The sequence below is a fragment of the Paenibacillus riograndensis SBR5 genome (assembly GCF_000981585.1).
Classification (GTDB): Bacteria; Bacillota; Bacilli; order Paenibacillales; family Paenibacillaceae; genus Paenibacillus_AQ; species Paenibacillus_AQ riograndensis.
The window spans coordinates 5,199,564-5,215,335 of the sequence record NZ_LN831776.1; the positions used below are offsets into that span (position 1 = coordinate 5,199,564).

Genomic DNA, 15,772 nt, shown 5'->3' on the forward strand with positions numbered 1-15,772 from the left:
TCATTCCCCCCATCTGCGAAATAATGAATGCTCAATGTTCAGGCTGTCCAGCACTTTGCCCACCATAAAGTCAACCAGGTCATCCACCGTAGTCGGGCCGTAATAAAATGCAGGCATTGCCGGAATCATTTTTACCCCGAGCCGGGACAGCTTCAGCATATTTTCCAGGTGAATCGCATGAAGCGGTGTCTCCCGGGGTACGAGCACAAGCGGACGTCCTTCCTTCAGCATGACATCCGCAGCCCGGGTCATCAAGTTATCCGAGCTGCCGTGGGCCACGGCTGACAGAGTTCCCATGGAGCAAGGCATAATAATCATGGCCTCTGTGCGGAAGGAGCCGCTGGCAATGGAAGCCCCGATGTCGGCAACCGGGTGATAATGCAGAGAACCGGGATAGCTCCCGAACTGTTCGTTCAGAAAGCCCTCCCGGTCTGAGGCGGCAAAGCCCAGCTCTTCCTTAAATACGCGCCAGCCGGCATTGCTTACCACTAGATGGACCGAGTGTCCCAGCGCAAGCAGCGTTCTGGCCAGCCGGACGCCATAAATGCCGCCGCTGGCTCCCGTGATGCCCACGACATAGTTTTTCGGCTTAAGCTCATTCATTTGTAGAATTGCACCACCAAGTCAATCAGGGTAAAGGAAAATACTACTATGCTCAGCACACCGTTCATGGTGAAGAACGCGGTCTGCAGCCGGCTAAGGTCGCTTGGAGAAACAATATGGTGTTCATAAAAAAGAATAATGTAGGCGATCAGCATCCCTGCCACATACCACCAGCTAAGATCGGTAATAAACAGCAGTGAAACAAAGCCGATGCCCGTCAGCATGTGGAACACCTTGGCAATGGTCAGTGCACGGGCCACGCCAAAGCGGACAGGAATAGAATAAAGGCCTTCCTTCTTGTCGAATTCAACGTCCTGGCAGGAATAGATAATATCAAAGCCCGCTGTCCAGAATACAATCGTGAAATAGAATACCATGGAAGTCCAGTCCACGGTTCCGGTGACGCCAACCCAGCCCCCGAGAGGGGCGAGCGCAATTGTCAAACCAAGGATCAGGTGGCAGGCCCAGGTGAAGCGTTTCGTGAATGAGTAAAAAACAAGAAGAAATACTGCGATCGGCAGCAGCTTGGCCGATAAAGGGTTCAGCTTGAATGCAGCCCAGAACAGCAAAAAGAAAGAGAAGGCGATAAACAGGGACACCTCTCCAACCTTGAGCAGTCCGGCCGGGATGGCTCTGCCGGCTGTACGGGGGTTCTTGGCGTCGCTGAACCGGTCAATCAGCCGGTTCAGCCCCATGGCCGCGCTGCGTGCGCCGAACATGGCTACTACAATCCAGCCGATCTGGCCCCAGGAGGGCAAGGCCCCAAACATCACGACCGAACCCAGCAGGGCGCCCATAAAAGCGAAAGGCAAAGCAAAAACGGTGTGTTCAAACTTGATCATTTGCAAAAAAATGCCGATTTTCTTAAGCATTACAATTCTCCTTGAGCCCAATATGTAGTGCCGCGATGCCTCCGGTCAAGGGAAAGGATTCCACTTTTTGCAGTCCGGTTTCACGGAAAATAACTTCTAGCTGTTTTCTGTCCGGGAACAAGGCTAATGACTCCGGAAGCCATTTGTACTGCTCATATCTTTTCGCGAAAAGTTTGCCAAGGAGCGGCAGCACCCGCTGGAAATAGAAATAATAAATGCCTTTGAACGGCTGCTTCATCGGTTTGGATAATTCCAGGCAGACCACCATGCCTCCCGGCTTCACCACACGTTTCATTTCGTTCAATACCCGGACGGGATCAGGCACGTTGCGGAGCCCGAAGCCTATGGTCGCATAGTCGAAGGAGTTGTCCCCGAAAGGCAGCTCCATGGCATTGCCCTGTACCAGGGAAATCCGGTCCTGGAGATTGCGTGCCTCCACCTTCCGGCGGCCCACCTCCAGCATGCCTGCACTGAAGTCCAGGCCCATGACACAGCCTGTCTTGCTGGCTTCAGCGAGCGCAATGCTCCAGTCACAGGTGCCGCAGCACAGATCAACCGCAGAGTCGCCCCGCTTCATCCCCATCTTACGCATGGTGAATTTGCGCCAGGCCTTATGCCTGCGGAAGCTCAGGATGTCATTCATCAGATCGTATTTGCCGGCAATGCTCTCAAACACGGAATGGACAAATTGCTCCTTGGGTTTAGTGCCTTGATCACCGATTGTAGTAGTTTTCTCTATAGTCATGTCCTAACCCTCCACGGCTGCTTGTCCGGAAATTTTCATGTGCTGAAGCAGGCGGTCAAGCGCAGCATTCAGCTCGGCGAACAGGTTCTCCTCCTTCACACCCTGCAGCAGTCCCTGAATGGACCCGAGCGATCCATGCAGCTTGTCTGTCAGCAAAGAATCGCATTTGTATTTCATCTTCAGCTTCTTCCAATCCTTGAGATCGAGCTCCTGCTCCTGAAGCAGCCGCCGTTCATCCTCAGTTGCCGACTCCAGCACTTTCCAGTAGCAATAACCTTCCATCGCATTTACCGGGTCGCCTCCGCGGCGGAGCTCCAGAAGGACGGTCTCATACTGGCTGAATTCGGCGAGCAGCTTCTCCCACAGCTCAGCAAGCGATTCCTCAATCATCGGTGTAAAAGAAAGGAACAGCCTCATATTGAGCTGTACCGTGTGACGCAAATATTGTTCAGCAGACAGGAACATGCCCTTCATCTTGCTGTACAGATGAGCCTTCATCACATTAAGATCGGCAATGGCGGTGCTTAGTATACCGACCATCTCAATCTGCTCCCGTTTGGCCAGCAAATGATAAAACCAGCTGCTGAAATAGTCGCCGGCCAGAACTTTAAGCTGGCGGGAGCGCATAGGATCTCTCCCCGGCTCGTCCTGGACACGGTCGATGCACTCATGGGTATCCAGCCCCAGCTGCACGAGACCGGTCACCAGTGTATAAAGCTCTCCGCCCTTTATGCCGGCCGGGGAGCCATGACTTAAAAAAATATATAACAAATGACCACGCCCTTCTGAGAACGGCGGCAATTCCGTATGCCGCTGAATCATGTCGTAGTCGGTATAAGGTTTAGCCAGTTGCGGTATGCGGTACGGTTTCATTTCAGCCTCCGGAGCCATTGACGTTATGACACTTTGTTCACAATCTTGTCTATTATATCACATGTTTTTTGGTCACGCACTGTAGGCCATTCTAGTTTCTTTTACCCAGATCAGGGATAAATGAACTGCTTCTTCCATAGCTCGCTCTCACTGATGCGCAGTCCGCTTTTCACGGATTCGGGCAGCGGGCGGCTTGGCGCTGTCTCCAGCGCATCCTGAAGCCGGGGCGACCATTCGCTGCGCCGGATATCCCCGGCAAGCAGCAGACGCCTGCTGTCCAGCCATTTGTCCTCGGCAACAATCCGCAGCAGCAGCTGGTCGACGTTAACCGTCTCCTGAAAAGCAAAGGAAATGACCCGGGCCATGTTCTGATACAGCTCCTGCGGCTCCGGATCATTGCCGGTCACCTTCAAATCCAGAGAGAGCACATTTCCCTTCCACCCGGCCCTGTCAATGGCCAGCGTAAGCGGGAGCTTCTCCAGCATATCCACAAGATTGCTGCTCTCCAGAACCACACCGCCTCCGCTTAAGGTTTCCACCACCCCGTCCTGCCGGTGCAGGGAAGGCTCAAGCGTTGCCAGCTGCGGCAGAATCAGCGCGGAAGCTGCGGTAATGAGCACTGCCGTTCCAATCAGCCAGCTCCTGTTCATGACAAGCCTCCTTATCATTCATAGTTGCCGCCTCTTTGAACGAATATACGGAAAACGAGACATGGCTATCCTTAGTTATATTTTGAAAAAAAGCAGGCTATGCCTGCTTTTCAGCTTTCACTTTCCAATTGTCCGTGTTTGCTCCAAATTTCGGCCCTGCCGCGGATTTTCATGGCTGAGGTATGATCTGTGAATTGGGCGATGAGCACCTCGCCCTTGTCCAGCTTCTCCGTATGATGAAACCGTGTATCCAGCCCCCGGGTAAGCCCGATTACCTGAACGCCGTTCTCCTTGGCTTTGATTACAATGTAGTCGCTGCCAGCCGGTGCGGGATTAACGCCATTATTCTTCTCAGTCATGCCGAACCCTCCTAATAATGATTGTGAGATTAAGCCAGCCCTCTCAACAACAAATGCCGCCTTGGAGGGCGGCATCATTGTTACTCAGAAAGACTATGGGATAGATATGTAGAAATCTCTATTTGATTCCGTCTTTCAGAGCTTTACCCGGTTTGAACGCCGGTACCTTGCTCGAAGGAATTTCGATTTCTTCACCAGTCTGCGGGTTGCGGCCTTTGCGTGCGGAACGTTCACGCACTTCAAAGTTTCCGAATCCTACCAGCTGAACTTTATCTCCGTTTTGCAGAGCACCTGTGATCGCTTCGAAAACGGCATCTACCGCTTTAGTAGCATCTTTCTTGGGAAGTTCAGTTGCTTCTGTCACCACGTTGATCAAATCTGATTTATTCATGTCTTCTCACCTCCCTGGGCAAATTTCCGGTATCATACACTGTTTCCGTTTAAACGCAAAATATACGTGATAATCCCGTTTTTTACTAGATACTGGCGCCCTTCTACCTAGAAGCGCAACAAACTTATAGTAATACAGCCCATCCATAATTTCAAGGCGTTCCTCAAAAAAGGAGCAGAAAGTAGCACTTTTGCCCTCAAAATGTGCAATGCCGTATCCAATCATACCAAAAACAGAGCGGAATTTCCTCCGCTCTGTTCTCTCACTGCCCTATGATTTGTTTACAGGATAATAGCAATCAGCCCGCCTGAGCCTTCATTGATAATCCGGCCCAGCGTTTCCTGCAGCTTGTAGCGGGCGTTATCCGGCATCATGGCGATTTTGCCCTGGATGCCTTCCCTCACGATAGAATGCAGCGAGCGGCCAAAAATATCGGACTCCCATATCTTGATCGGATCGTTTTCGAAATCCTGCATTAAGTACCGTACCAGCTCCTCACTCTGCTTCTCTGTACCAATGATCGGCGAGAACTCGGATTCAACATCCACCCGGATCATATGAATGGACGGTGCAGTAGCCTTCAGCCGGACTCCAAAACGCGATCCCTGCCGGATCAGCTCCGGTTCATCCAGCGCCATTTCAGCGAGCGATGGTGCCGCTATACCGTAGCCGGTTGTTTTTACCATTTCGAGGGCTTCGGAGAAGCGGTCGTATTCACGTTTGGCATGTGAGAAATCCTGCATCAGCTGCAGCAGGTGATCCTTGCCGCGGATTTCAACACCCACAATCTCCATCAGAACCTGGTCGTAGAGCTCTTCAGGCGCATACAGATCGATCTCTGCCACACCCTGGCCCATATTCATGCCGCTGAGGCCGGCCCGTTCAATGAAGTCGTATTCCGTGAACTGGGACACCAGCCGGTCGACATCACGCAAACGGCGGATATCCTTCACCGTATCACGGACCGAATTCTCATAGCTGCTGCGCAGCCAGTGGTTCTCTCCCAGCACCATTACCCAGCTTGGGAGATTCACATTCACCTCATGAACCGGGAACTCATAGAGCACTTCACGCAGCACGCCGGTTACGTCGTCCTCAGACATATTGGCCGCGCTGAGCGTCATGACCGGTATGTCATATTTGGCGGCCAGCTCGCTGCGGAGCTGCTGGGCTTCCTCGCTGCGCGGCCGGGTCGAGTTAATCACAAGCACAAATGGCTTGCCGACTTCCTTCAGCTCGGCGATTACACGCTCTTCGGAATCCACATAAGAGTGCCGCGGAATTTCAGCGATCGTTCCATCTGTAGTTACTACCACACCCAGTGTGGAATGCTCTTGAATAACCTTGCGGGTGCCAATCTCCGCCGCTTCCTGGAAAGGAATCGGCTCCTCAAACCAAGGGGTGGAAATCATGCGGGGACCATTTTCGTCCTCATAGCCTTTGGCACCTTCCACCGCGTACCCCACACAGTCGACCAGCCGGACATTGACCTCCAGCCCTTCCGTCACCTTGATCTGCACCGCATTATTCGGCACAAACTTCGGCTCAGTTGTCATGATGGTTTTACCTGCCGCGCTTTGCGGAAGCTCATCAATCGCTCTTACCCGGTCAGCCTCGCTCGTAATGTTCGGCAAGACGATCGTTTCCATGAAGCGTTTGATGAATGTTGATTTCCCTGTGCGAACCGCGCCGACGACGCCAAGATAAATGTCTCCGCCGGTACGCTCGGCAATGTCCTTGAAAATATCCACTTTTTCCAAAAGAGATCCCCTCCTCATATTACTCCGAAGAAAAAATGCCTGAAGAGCATCGACTTCGCGTTCCGCCGGCTTTTCTGACCCTTGCAGGACATCCACCGGACTTGACATTGTCCGCCAGGGAGCCTAGCTGCTGACTTCAGGGCGGAGCAATCATTGCCCCACGCTAAACCCCGAATGCTCGGACATGCATTTGGACTAGTATCATCATATGTATCCAGAACGGATTTATGACCCGCTACCCGCGCAAATTAATAGGGAATTTCCAAAAAAACCAGCTGATGCGCGCCGCAGAGCGTCACGACGCCCGGAAGCCTTCTCAGCTACTATATGAGAGGGAATAGAGGAATAGAACTGACTTTTGGTAGTGGAACGGAATGATATCTTTATGGTTGAGGAGGCTGGGGGACCGGCTGGCCCTCCACCCAGTAATAAGGCAAGGATTTCACAGGCACATAATATGAGGCCTGCTCCAGCTGGAGACGGAGATCGCGGTTTGCTTCAGGGGAAACACCATTCTTATCGATCGCGGACCTAATATCAGGACCGTAATCAGCGTACACGGTGCCGTTCTTATCCATAATGAATTGCAGCGGCTGGCCGGAAAATATACTTTTCAAGGTAATGGAGCCGGTTCCCGCCTGCCGGGCATCTATTGTAAAAAGTCCGGGATAAATTTCATCCCCGGCTGGAAGTTTCCCTCCATGCCCGGACTTGTACCGGTTGATCTGGCGCTGGACATCATTCACCTTTTGCACGGTAACAATATCCATCAGCCGGACAGAGGGACGGGTTTCTTCATCCAGGATGAGAAAATACGCGCTGCCGCCTTTTTCAAAAGCTGCCGCCGGAATTTCATCCAGATACCCCATCTCGTGCAACTTCCCCAGATCGATCACAAATTTCTCATATCTGGGTGTGGCTTCGTCCGCATTCAAAATCGGCAGCAGCCCCTCCTGCTGCTGATAATCATCCACAGCCTCCTGTACCCGCTTTACACTTTCCCGGTAGCTGCTACCCGTCTGCTGGTCCTTACCGGGGTACATGCAGCCTGAGAGTAAGCCAGCCAAGAGAAGGAACACCAGCAATAGAACTGTTGCACCTTTAAAATTCTGCTTTTTCATCCGCCTTATGGCGCTCACCACGCTGAATCCCTCCACTTCGTAAGGTTGTTGCCTTCAGAACTACCACAGTTCGTCTTCATCCCCGCGCCGTGCTGCCTCCAGCCTGCGCCGCACGGCTGCTTTTAGAGGGTCCTCCGGGATATGTACGGTCACATTGCTCCATACGGCTGCTTGACAAGCCAAACGGACACCTTCAACCAGCAGGCTGCCCAGTTTGCGCCGTTCCGTATCGCCCGGCGGCTGTAAACCCGCAGCGAACTGATCCTCAACCTTCACCTTACACATCAGACAACCCGCTTTTCCGCCGCAGCGGGTAGTGAGGGCAACCCCCGCTTTGCGGGCTGCCTCAAGCAGCGGGGTGCCATGCATAACTTCAGTTGTACGGCCATCCGGCCGAAAAGTGACAACCCATCCCTTTTGCCGTTTCATGATGCAGCTTCCTTCCTTCTCATTCCGTTAGGTTTCAATTAATGGGGGAACTCCAAGCAGTTGATTCAGCTCCATCTGGAAGGACAAATCCAATCCGTTATCCAGAATCAGACTTTGCAGCAATGGCAGATGGGCGGACAGATCCTGTCTCAGGTAAGCTGCGATACTGTCACAGCGTTCAGCTCTGCCGCGCAGGATGTTGAATATCAGCTCATGAGCGGCAGGCATCAGCCGCAGCAGGCCGATTCCCGCAAAATCCTGCACAGGAGCATAAGCCAGCAGCCGCTGGATGTTCACAGAGTACTGCCAGGAACCGTGCCCGATCTCAAACCCGCCTATCAATTCAATACTGGTATTGCCCAATGAATAGCAGCTGCGCAGCGAGAAGCAGCCCCCGCTGTAATCCTCCTCCGGCCCGCTGACGGTATACCCGCTAAGCGCGTCATGGAGGCGCTCCGCATCCTGAAGATCCGCATACAGGTCAATGTCATGTGGAGCTGCATTCAACGTGACCCCATGAAGCAGCAGCCCGCAGCTCCCTCCCAGCAGCCATGCCGGCGGCCGCTCCAGCCATGGCAAGCTTAACTTTTCCGTCAATTCCCCAAGTACAGTAACCAGTGGTTCCGGTACCCCGGCTCCAGCCATACCCCACACGCTCCAGTCCTGAAAAAGTCCCGCACTTCTTCCAGAAATCTTCTGACTGACTGGCTGAATGAATAAACGAATGAATGAATGTAAATGCTTACATAATCGAAGCAGCTCCGCCCAGCAAGCCGATTAGCATAATTAGAAAAGCGATCACAGACAATATGCCCCTTACCAGGCCTTTGGTTTTACTGCGGGCAAAGGTAATCAGAAATACGGATAATCCCATAATCAGGATTGCGACCAGGGATAACCACATCTTTGTCATCGGGTCCATGCGCTGCGCCCCCTATTCGGCTAATTTCGGATTGCGAATATTATAACATGAAACTCTATCCATTTCTGCAAGTAGAAATGTTTGGAAGTTGCAGAACAAGACGGCTGCGCCGGCCGTGACTGGATAAGGTAACCGTTTGGGACCTCAGTTAGCGTTATCTCGAGAGATCTATATGAATCCTTCGGCTAGTCCAAGTGGAAAAAGGGTCACTAATTTGCTGGGACACCCTATTCTCCGCAGACGAAGTGGAAAAAGGATAACTAATTCGGCTCATTTCGCTCTCGGAGGAGTAATATTGCCCAATTAAGTTCCCTTTTTCCACTATAATCTCTCATTTGTTGGTTTAGAGAGGAAATAAGTTCCCTTTTTCCAACTAAATAATTTAACCAGATGGCAAACTCTTTCTAATTAAGCCAGAACTCGCATTATATTGCATTCTCTGCAGCAGAATAACCCATAATCCAGTCAAAAAGCTCCATCTATTGCACTCTGTACATTAGATTCCCTTGAAAAAGCTGTTTTGGACGCGATATCCGAAAATTTATTGCACGAAATACAGCAGAAGGCGATTCGACGCTGAACCAGAAGTATTCTGTTGTACGAAGTGCAGTCACTACCTTATTTAAAAAAAGAGCAGAAATTCACGGAATCGGGGTGGATTCCGGATTTCTGCTCTTCACTGCGCGAAGTCCTGACTTATTTTTTCATCATCATTTTCATTAAAGACTCCATTGTGCCTGAATTTGCGCCGCCTTTTTTGACTGCGTTAACTATTTCCTGCACAGTAGCTTCACTAACTGGCACCTTAGCCATTGCTGATACCTGCTTGATCAACTGGCGGAGCTGGGCTTCATTCTGTGTGGTTCCCGGCTTAACCGTACTGGCCAGCTTCTTGACGGCGCCTTCGGTAATGTTTTTGCCCGCCTTTTTGTTAATGGCGTTCAATGCATCCTTGGAAAAGTCTCTGCTCACTATTCATCCCTCCTCCGTCAATCCCCTTACAACATATGAGAATTTCCGGCAAAAGGTGAACGTTTATCAGGAATGCCATTGCTCCCAGGTCTCCTGGGAAATGGCCTCCATCTCCGTCTTGCGGTCCCGTCCCATCAAGGCCTCTACCGCACTGCGCGGAGTTCTGCCCTGGAACAGCACATGATAAATCTGATCAGTAATCGGCATCTGCACATTGAGATTAAGCGAAATCGCATAAGCTGCTTTCGTGGTCCGGATGCCTTCAACCACCATTCCCATCGATTCCAGCACCTCAGCCAATGGTTTGCCCTGGCCCAGCATCGAGCCAGCCCGCCAGTTCCGGCTGTGCTTGCTGGTTGCCGTGACCACCAGGTCCCCCAGACCGGCAAGGCCGGAGAAGGTAAGCGGATTGGCGCCAAGCTCCACGCCAACGCGTGAGATTTCGGCAAGCCCACGGGTAAGCAGCGCTGCCTTGGCGTTGTCTCCGAAACCCAGGCCATCCGACAGCCCTGCACCCAGTGCAATGATATTCTTGAGCGCTCCGGCGAGCTCCACGCCTACCTGGTCGCGGTTCGTATATACACGGAAGTCATTGTTGATGAACAGCTCCTGAGCAGCGGCTGCGCGCTGTTCATCTGCCGACGCCACCACCACTGTAGTCGGGCATAAACGGACTACTTCTTCCGCATGGCTTGGTCCGGACAGCACCACAATTTCCCCTTCAGAGCAGCCCAGCTCCTCAGAAATCACTGTCGACATCCGTTTCACCGTTTCAGTCTCGAACCCCTTCGTGGCATGAATGCAGAGCATCCCTTCCTTCCAAAATGGCTTCAAAGCACCGGCAACCTGCCGCATAGCCGAGGAAGGCGCAACAATAACAACCGCCTTAGAATCCTTGACGGCAGTCTCCATATCCGTAGTTGCAATAATATTCGGCGGCAGCGTGATGCCGGGCAGAAAATGCTGATTCGTGTGGGAATTGTTAATCTCGGCCGCTTGTTCAGGTTTCCGTGTCCACAGATAAACTTCCGGGTGGTTAGCCGCCAGCACAGATGCCAGCGCAGTTCCCCAACTGCCTGCGACCAGCACGGTTACTTTATCAGACAACGCGGTTCCCCTCCTTGACTTTGGAGCCGATTTTATTCTCCCGGCCCTGGCTGATCTTCACGATATTGCTCCGGTGCCGCCAGAAAGCAAAGATAGCAATAATTAGACTGCCCCACAGCTCTGGAGCTGTAAACCCGGTGAAAATTAAAAACACCGGGGTCAGCGCCACGAACAGCAGTGAGCCCAGAGATACATACTTGGTGATGAAAATGGACGCGATGGCAATAATGCCAGCAATCAGCGCAGGCCAAAACACAAGCGTAGCCATAACGCCAATGGTGGTTGCGATTCCTTTTCCGCCACGAAAATGGAAGTAAAGCGGCCAATTGTGCCCGATAATGGCGGCAATCCCGCAGGCAACAGCAACCCACGTTCCCCAGCCGCCGGCCCAGGTGCCAAGCCACACCGCAGCAATTCCCTTCAGCACGTCCAGAATCAGCACCAGAATCGCCGGGCCTTTCCCCATGACACGCAGAGTGTTGGTAGCTCCCGCATTTCCGCTTCCATACTGCCGGATATCAACACCCTTGAGCATCCGTACCAGCAGCACACTGAAGCTGACGGAACCAAGCAGATAGCTTACAACGATAACCAGAAGTTCAAACGCCACAGTCTTCTCCCCTAACCTTCGTTCTCGGATTTGCGCCGTGTAAAGAGACGGATCGGTGTGCCTTCAAAATTGAACGCCGCGCGGATCTTGTTCTCCAGATACCGTTCATAGGAGAAGTGCATCAGCGAAGGATCATTGACAAACACCACAATCGTCGGCGGTTTCACGGCTACCTGTGTCACGTAGTTGATGCGCAGGCGCCGGCCTTTATCCGTTGGCGGAGGATTGATGGCGACGGCATCGGAGACCACATCATTCACCAGATGCGTCGTAATCCGCAGCGCATGCTGCTGGGCTACATGCTGAACTACCGGCAGCAGCTTCTGCAGACGCTGCTTGGTGAGCGCAGACAAGAAGACGACCGGCGCATAAGACATAAACAGGAAATGGTCGCGGATCGTATTCTCGAAGTTCTGCATCGTCTTGTCATCCTTCTCGACTGCATCCCATTTGTTGACCACAAATATGGAAGCCTTGCCCGCATCATGGGCATAACCGGCAATATGCTTGTCCTGGTCGATAATGCCTTCCTCGCCGTTGATGACGACAAGCACAACATCAGCTCTCTCAATCGCACGCATAGCCCGCATCACACTGTATTTTTCTGTAGTCTCATATACCTTGCCGCGTTTGCGCATTCCGGCAGTATCGATCAGCACATATCTCTGCCCATCCCGTTCAAAAGGCGTATCAATAGCGTCCCGGGTAGTACCGGCGACATCACTGACGATTACACGTTCCTCGCCCAAAATGGCATTGACCAGGGAGGATTTGCCTACATTCGGACGGCCGATCAATGCCACGCGAATGATATCATCATCATATTCCTCTTCCACAGGCTCCGGCAGTCGCTCGGTAACCGCATCCAGCAGATCGCCAATCCCCGTGCCATGACTGCCGGAAATCCCGATGGGATCGCCAATGCCAAGGCTGTAGAATTCATAAATATCCTCTGTACGCTTCATGTTGTCGACTTTATTGATTGCAAGAACAACCGGCTTGCCGGAGCGGAACAGAATTTGCGCCACCTCTTCATCCGCATTGGTCAGCCCGCTTTTTGCCTCGCACATAAAGACGATGACATCCGCTTCTTCAATCGCCAGCTCCGCCTGAACGCGGATTGACTTCAGAATAGCATCTTCACCGTCAATTTCAATTCCTCCGGTATCGATGACACTGAAGGATTTGCCGTTCCAATCGGAAACGCCATAAATCCGGTCACGTGTAATCCCCGGTTTATCTTCTACGATGGCCAATCTATCGCCAATCAGCCTGTTAAATATCGTCGATTTACCGACGTTAGGCCTCCCGACGATGGCCACAACGGGTCTTGCCATGTTCATTCCTCCTGTCTTCCTTACGCTACTAATCATAGCAAAAAACCATTTAAATGGCTAACACCCTTACGCTTGGTAATCCCGCTGTTCCCGTGCGGAGCGGGTCCATAAAATACAATCGGCGAACCCCCGTATCGAGGGTTCGCCGATTACTATACCCGTATATGAGCGGAAATACGAAGGGATTAGTTATTGCCCTTGAATTTGTCCAGCTTGTCGCCGAAACGTTCAGCCAGCGTAAAGCTGAGTCCCTCATTGCTGAGCGAGACGTTAGGGTTGTTCAGCACTTCTTTTGGTGCTCTGTCTCTGTTGTTGCTGCGTTCTGGTCTAGCCGCTTGTGCCGGAGCTTCTTCGGTTTCCTTGATGCTCAAGCTTACGCGCTTCTCAGATGGATTGAAGTCCAGAACCTTAACCTGTACCTCTTGTCCTTCTTTCAGCACTTCATGCGGAGTCCCGATGTGCTTGTGGGAGATCTGGGAGATATGCACAAGGCCTTCCACGCCTGGAAGCAGCTCAACGAATGCTCCGAAGTTCACAAGGCGTTTAACTTCGCCTGTTACTACATCGCCAATGTTGATTTTGCCTGCAGCCGAATCCCAAGGACCTGGAGCGGCAGCTTTGATGCTGAGGCTGATTTTGCCTTTTTCAGGGTCAACCTTAAGTACTTTTACCTTAACTTTTTCGCCTTCAGAAACCACATCAGAAGGTTTCTCTACATGATTCCAAGCGATTTCGGATACGTGAACCAGACCATCAACGCCGCCGACATCAACAAAGGCGCCGAATTGAGTCAGGCGTTGCACTGTACCTTCAATGATTTGTCCTTCGGACAGCTCGGACATAATCTTCTGCTTGTTGGCTTCGAATTCTTCTTCCAGGACTTCTTTGGCGGAAAGAATAACCTTGCTGTTCTCGCGGTCCAATTCTTTCACTTTTACACGGAGTGTGCGGCCTTTATAGTCGCTGAAATCTTCTACGAAATGACGTTCAACCATGGAAGCCGGAATAAATCCGCGCGCGCCGACATCAGCCACGAGGCCGCCTTTGACAACGTCAGCCACAGTGACTTCGAACGCTTCCTGGGAAGCAAAATACTTTTCGAGATCTTCCCATGATTTTTCGCTGTCCACGGCACGTTTGGAAAGCACGAGGCTTTCTTTGTTGTCGTTGATGCTGACAACCTTGCATTCCACTTCTTGTCCAACTTCAACCGCTGCAGCAGCGTTGTCCAGTTGTACGGAAGACAATTCGCGAATCGGAATTACGCCGTCGTATTTATATCCAATGCTTACATAAGCTTGGTTATCTTCGATTTTGACGATTGTTCCTTTCACGGTATCGCCCTTTTTCAGAGAAATGATTTCCAAACCTTCTTGGCTAGTCACTTCTTCTTCGTTGCCAGCAACTGCTTCTGTAGCACCGTTAGTCTCTTCTGCTGCGGTTTCCACAGTTTCCGTTGCTTCCACGGCTTCGTTGTTCTCAACGTTTGCCGCAGTTTCCTGATTTCTAGTTTCTTCAGACATGTGATTACCCTCCTCGATTCAAAACCCCATTTATTTAAACCCGCGTAGAGCAGAGTTCAAAACAAGCAATGCATAATACACTTACGCTTTCATGTTAGTATGTTCCAAAAAATAGCGGTTATGCCATTATTCTAATCAGCGGAACATCCGCTTGCCTGCCACTGCTTAGTTCACAGTAGGCTTTCCGGTCTTCGCCATCTCACGAATGCGTCCCATAATGACATCGGTGACTTCTTCCAGAGATTCGCTGCCTGCACCCGCAAATGAACTGAGATCTATGGGAGCCCCATAAATGACGGTCATCCGGCGAAAAGGCTTGTAAGACCCGACAATAGCGGCAGGAACAACTGCTGCACCGCTGCGAAGCGCAAAACTTGCTGCGCCCTTCTTTGCTGCACCGGAGTCTGCACTTCGTGTTCCTTCCGGAAAGATGCCCATAACATGTCCGCTGCGAAGCGTATTAAGGGCCGTTTTGATGGATTCTTTGCTAACGCCGCCACGTTTGACCGGAAATGCACCCAGCTTGTCAATAAGCCAGCCCAGAACCGGAACCTTGAACAGCTCCGCCTTGGCCATGTACTTCACCTGGCGTCTCAGCTTGATTCCGATGGTCATCGGATCGAGCAGACTGATGTGGTTGGCGCACAGCAGCACCCCGCCCTCCTCCGGCACATTCTCTTTCCCTATAATCTTAAGCGGAAACAAAATGGCGTAAATGAAGCGGAGCAATCCACGGCATATCACATAAATCATAAATGATTTCTCTCCCCGTCCACATAAGATCTGCAGTGGGAGACAATCGCTTCCACGGCTTGATGGATATCCATATGCGTCGTATCCAGAAGAATGGCATCCTCTGCCCGGCGCAGCGGTGAAATCTCCCGTCCTTCATCCAGACGGTCCCGCATGGCGATATCATGTTCAAGCTGCTGGAGCGTCACTGTTTCCGCATCTTTCAGTTCCTTGTAACGGCGAAGAGCCCGTTCTTCCACACTCGCCGTCATGAAAATCTTCACTTCGGCATCCGGCAGCACGGTTGTCCCGATATCGCGGCCATCCATCACCACTCCCTTGCGTAGCGCCATCTGGCGCTGCAAATGGCTCAGTCTGGATCTTACACCCTCGATCTTCGAATACTGCGACACCTGGCCGCTGACCTGAAGACTGCGGATATGCGGTGTCACGTCTTCCCCATTAATCAGCACTTTCTGCACATCCTGCTCCGGGATCAGTTCGATCACCATGTCGCGGACCCTCAGGTCCACCTGCTGATCCTCTTCAGCCGGAATGCCTTCACGGATCATATACCAGGTAACCGCCCGGTACATAGCACCCGTATCAACATAAATGTAGGACAGCTTCCGGGCTACCAATCGGGCTACAGTGCTCTTGCCTGCCCCGGCAGGTCCGTCGATGGCGACGTTAATTCTGTCGTAAGTATGTGCACCCTGCCTATCCAACGGGGCATTCCTCCTCAAACACTCTTTCAGTTAGAAAA

General features: G+C 51.9%; 19 protein-coding genes. All 19 read right to left on the reverse strand.

Translation table 11 applies throughout. The annotated features are described in order from the left end of the window. Positions 1 to 603, reverse strand: coding sequence for a UbiX family flavin prenyltransferase (locus PRIO_RS22070; protein ID WP_020427696.1), 603 nt, complete (start codon positions 601 to 603; stop codon positions 1 to 3). Then, positions 600 to 1,475 (reverse strand): UbiA-like polyprenyltransferase, encoded by an 876-nt coding sequence (locus PRIO_RS22075; protein WP_020427697.1) that lies wholly within the window; start codon positions 1,473 to 1,475, stop codon positions 600 to 602. The genes PRIO_RS22070 and PRIO_RS22075 overlap by 4 nt, the downstream gene beginning before the upstream one ends. Beyond that, positions 1,468 to 2,220, reverse strand: coding sequence for a demethylmenaquinone methyltransferase (locus PRIO_RS22080; RefSeq protein ID WP_020427698.1), 753 nt, complete (start codon positions 2,218 to 2,220; stop codon positions 1,468 to 1,470). The genes PRIO_RS22075 and PRIO_RS22080 overlap by 8 nt, the downstream gene beginning before the upstream one ends. Before the next feature lie 3 nt (positions 2,221 to 2,223). Next, complete coding sequence (locus PRIO_RS22085) at positions 2,224 to 3,093, reverse strand: heptaprenyl diphosphate synthase component 1 (RefSeq protein WP_020427699.1); 870 nt, start codon at positions 3,091 to 3,093, stop codon at positions 2,224 to 2,226. A gap of 110 nt (positions 3,094 to 3,203) precedes the next feature. After that, entirely contained in the window at positions 3,204 to 3,743 is a 540-nt protein-coding gene (locus tag PRIO_RS22090; RefSeq protein WP_020427700.1) for a hypothetical protein, read from the reverse strand. A gap of 110 nt (positions 3,744 to 3,853) precedes the next feature. Beyond that, positions 3,854 to 4,102: a trp RNA-binding attenuation protein MtrB gene (gene mtrB, locus PRIO_RS22095; RefSeq protein ID WP_020427701.1), complete on the reverse strand. Its 249-nt coding sequence runs from the start codon at positions 4,100 to 4,102 to the stop codon at positions 3,854 to 3,856. 118 nt (positions 4,103 to 4,220) lie between these two features. Then, positions 4,221 to 4,493 (reverse strand): HU family DNA-binding protein, encoded by a 273-nt coding sequence (locus tag PRIO_RS22100; RefSeq protein ID WP_020427702.1) that lies wholly within the window; start codon positions 4,491 to 4,493, stop codon positions 4,221 to 4,223. A gap of 281 nt (positions 4,494 to 4,774) precedes the next feature. Beyond that, on the reverse strand, positions 4,775 to 6,253 hold the full coding sequence (gene spoIVA, locus PRIO_RS22105; protein WP_020427703.1) for a stage IV sporulation protein A: 1,479 nt from the start codon (positions 6,251 to 6,253) through the stop codon (positions 4,775 to 4,777). Positions 6,254 to 6,636: 383 nt separating this feature from the next. Beyond that, the gene (locus tag PRIO_RS22110) at positions 6,637 to 7,392 is read right to left on the reverse strand and encodes a DUF3939 domain-containing protein (protein WP_231869736.1); all 756 of its coding nucleotides are present in this window, start codon (positions 7,390 to 7,392) and stop codon (positions 6,637 to 6,639) included. Positions 7,393 to 7,434: 42 nt separating this feature from the next. Next, on the reverse strand, positions 7,435 to 7,803 hold the full coding sequence (locus PRIO_RS22115) for a 2Fe-2S iron-sulfur cluster-binding protein (RefSeq protein ID WP_046504718.1): 369 nt from the start codon (positions 7,801 to 7,803) through the stop codon (positions 7,435 to 7,437). 27 nt (positions 7,804 to 7,830) lie between these two features. After that, positions 7,831 to 8,448: a hypothetical protein gene (locus tag PRIO_RS22120; RefSeq protein WP_020427706.1), complete on the reverse strand. Its 618-nt coding sequence runs from the start codon at positions 8,446 to 8,448 to the stop codon at positions 7,831 to 7,833. Positions 8,449 to 8,545: 97 nt separating this feature from the next. After that, positions 8,546 to 8,725: a DUF2768 family protein gene (locus PRIO_RS22125; protein ID WP_020427707.1), complete on the reverse strand. Its 180-nt coding sequence runs from the start codon at positions 8,723 to 8,725 to the stop codon at positions 8,546 to 8,548. Positions 8,726 to 9,421: 696 nt separating this feature from the next. Then, entirely contained in the window at positions 9,422 to 9,697 is a 276-nt protein-coding gene (locus PRIO_RS22130) for a stage VI sporulation protein F (protein WP_020427708.1), read from the reverse strand. Between the two features lie 66 nt (positions 9,698 to 9,763). Next, complete coding sequence (locus tag PRIO_RS22135) at positions 9,764 to 10,804, reverse strand: NAD(P)H-dependent glycerol-3-phosphate dehydrogenase (RefSeq protein WP_020427709.1); 1,041 nt, start codon at positions 10,802 to 10,804, stop codon at positions 9,764 to 9,766. Further along, on the reverse strand, positions 10,797 to 11,414 hold the full coding sequence (gene plsY, locus PRIO_RS22140; protein ID WP_020427710.1) for a glycerol-3-phosphate 1-O-acyltransferase PlsY: 618 nt from the start codon (positions 11,412 to 11,414) through the stop codon (positions 10,797 to 10,799). The genes PRIO_RS22135 and plsY overlap by 8 nt, the downstream gene beginning before the upstream one ends. A gap of 11 nt (positions 11,415 to 11,425) precedes the next feature. Beyond that, entirely contained in the window at positions 11,426 to 12,751 is a 1,326-nt protein-coding gene (gene der, locus PRIO_RS22145) for a ribosome biogenesis GTPase Der (RefSeq protein ID WP_039835102.1), read from the reverse strand. Positions 12,752 to 12,936: 185 nt separating this feature from the next. Continuing rightward, positions 12,937 to 14,274: a 30S ribosomal protein S1 gene (gene rpsA / locus PRIO_RS22150; protein ID WP_020427712.1), complete on the reverse strand. Its 1,338-nt coding sequence runs from the start codon at positions 14,272 to 14,274 to the stop codon at positions 12,937 to 12,939. Between the two features lie 165 nt (positions 14,275 to 14,439). After that, positions 14,440 to 15,027: a lysophospholipid acyltransferase family protein gene (locus tag PRIO_RS22155; RefSeq protein ID WP_046504724.1), complete on the reverse strand. Its 588-nt coding sequence runs from the start codon at positions 15,025 to 15,027 to the stop codon at positions 14,440 to 14,442. Next, entirely contained in the window at positions 15,024 to 15,734 is a 711-nt protein-coding gene (cmk, locus tag PRIO_RS22160) for a (d)CMP kinase (protein ID WP_020427714.1), read from the reverse strand. Before cmk ends, PRIO_RS22155 begins: the two co-directional genes overlap by 4 nt. Positions 15,735 to 15,772 lie beyond the last annotated feature (38 nt).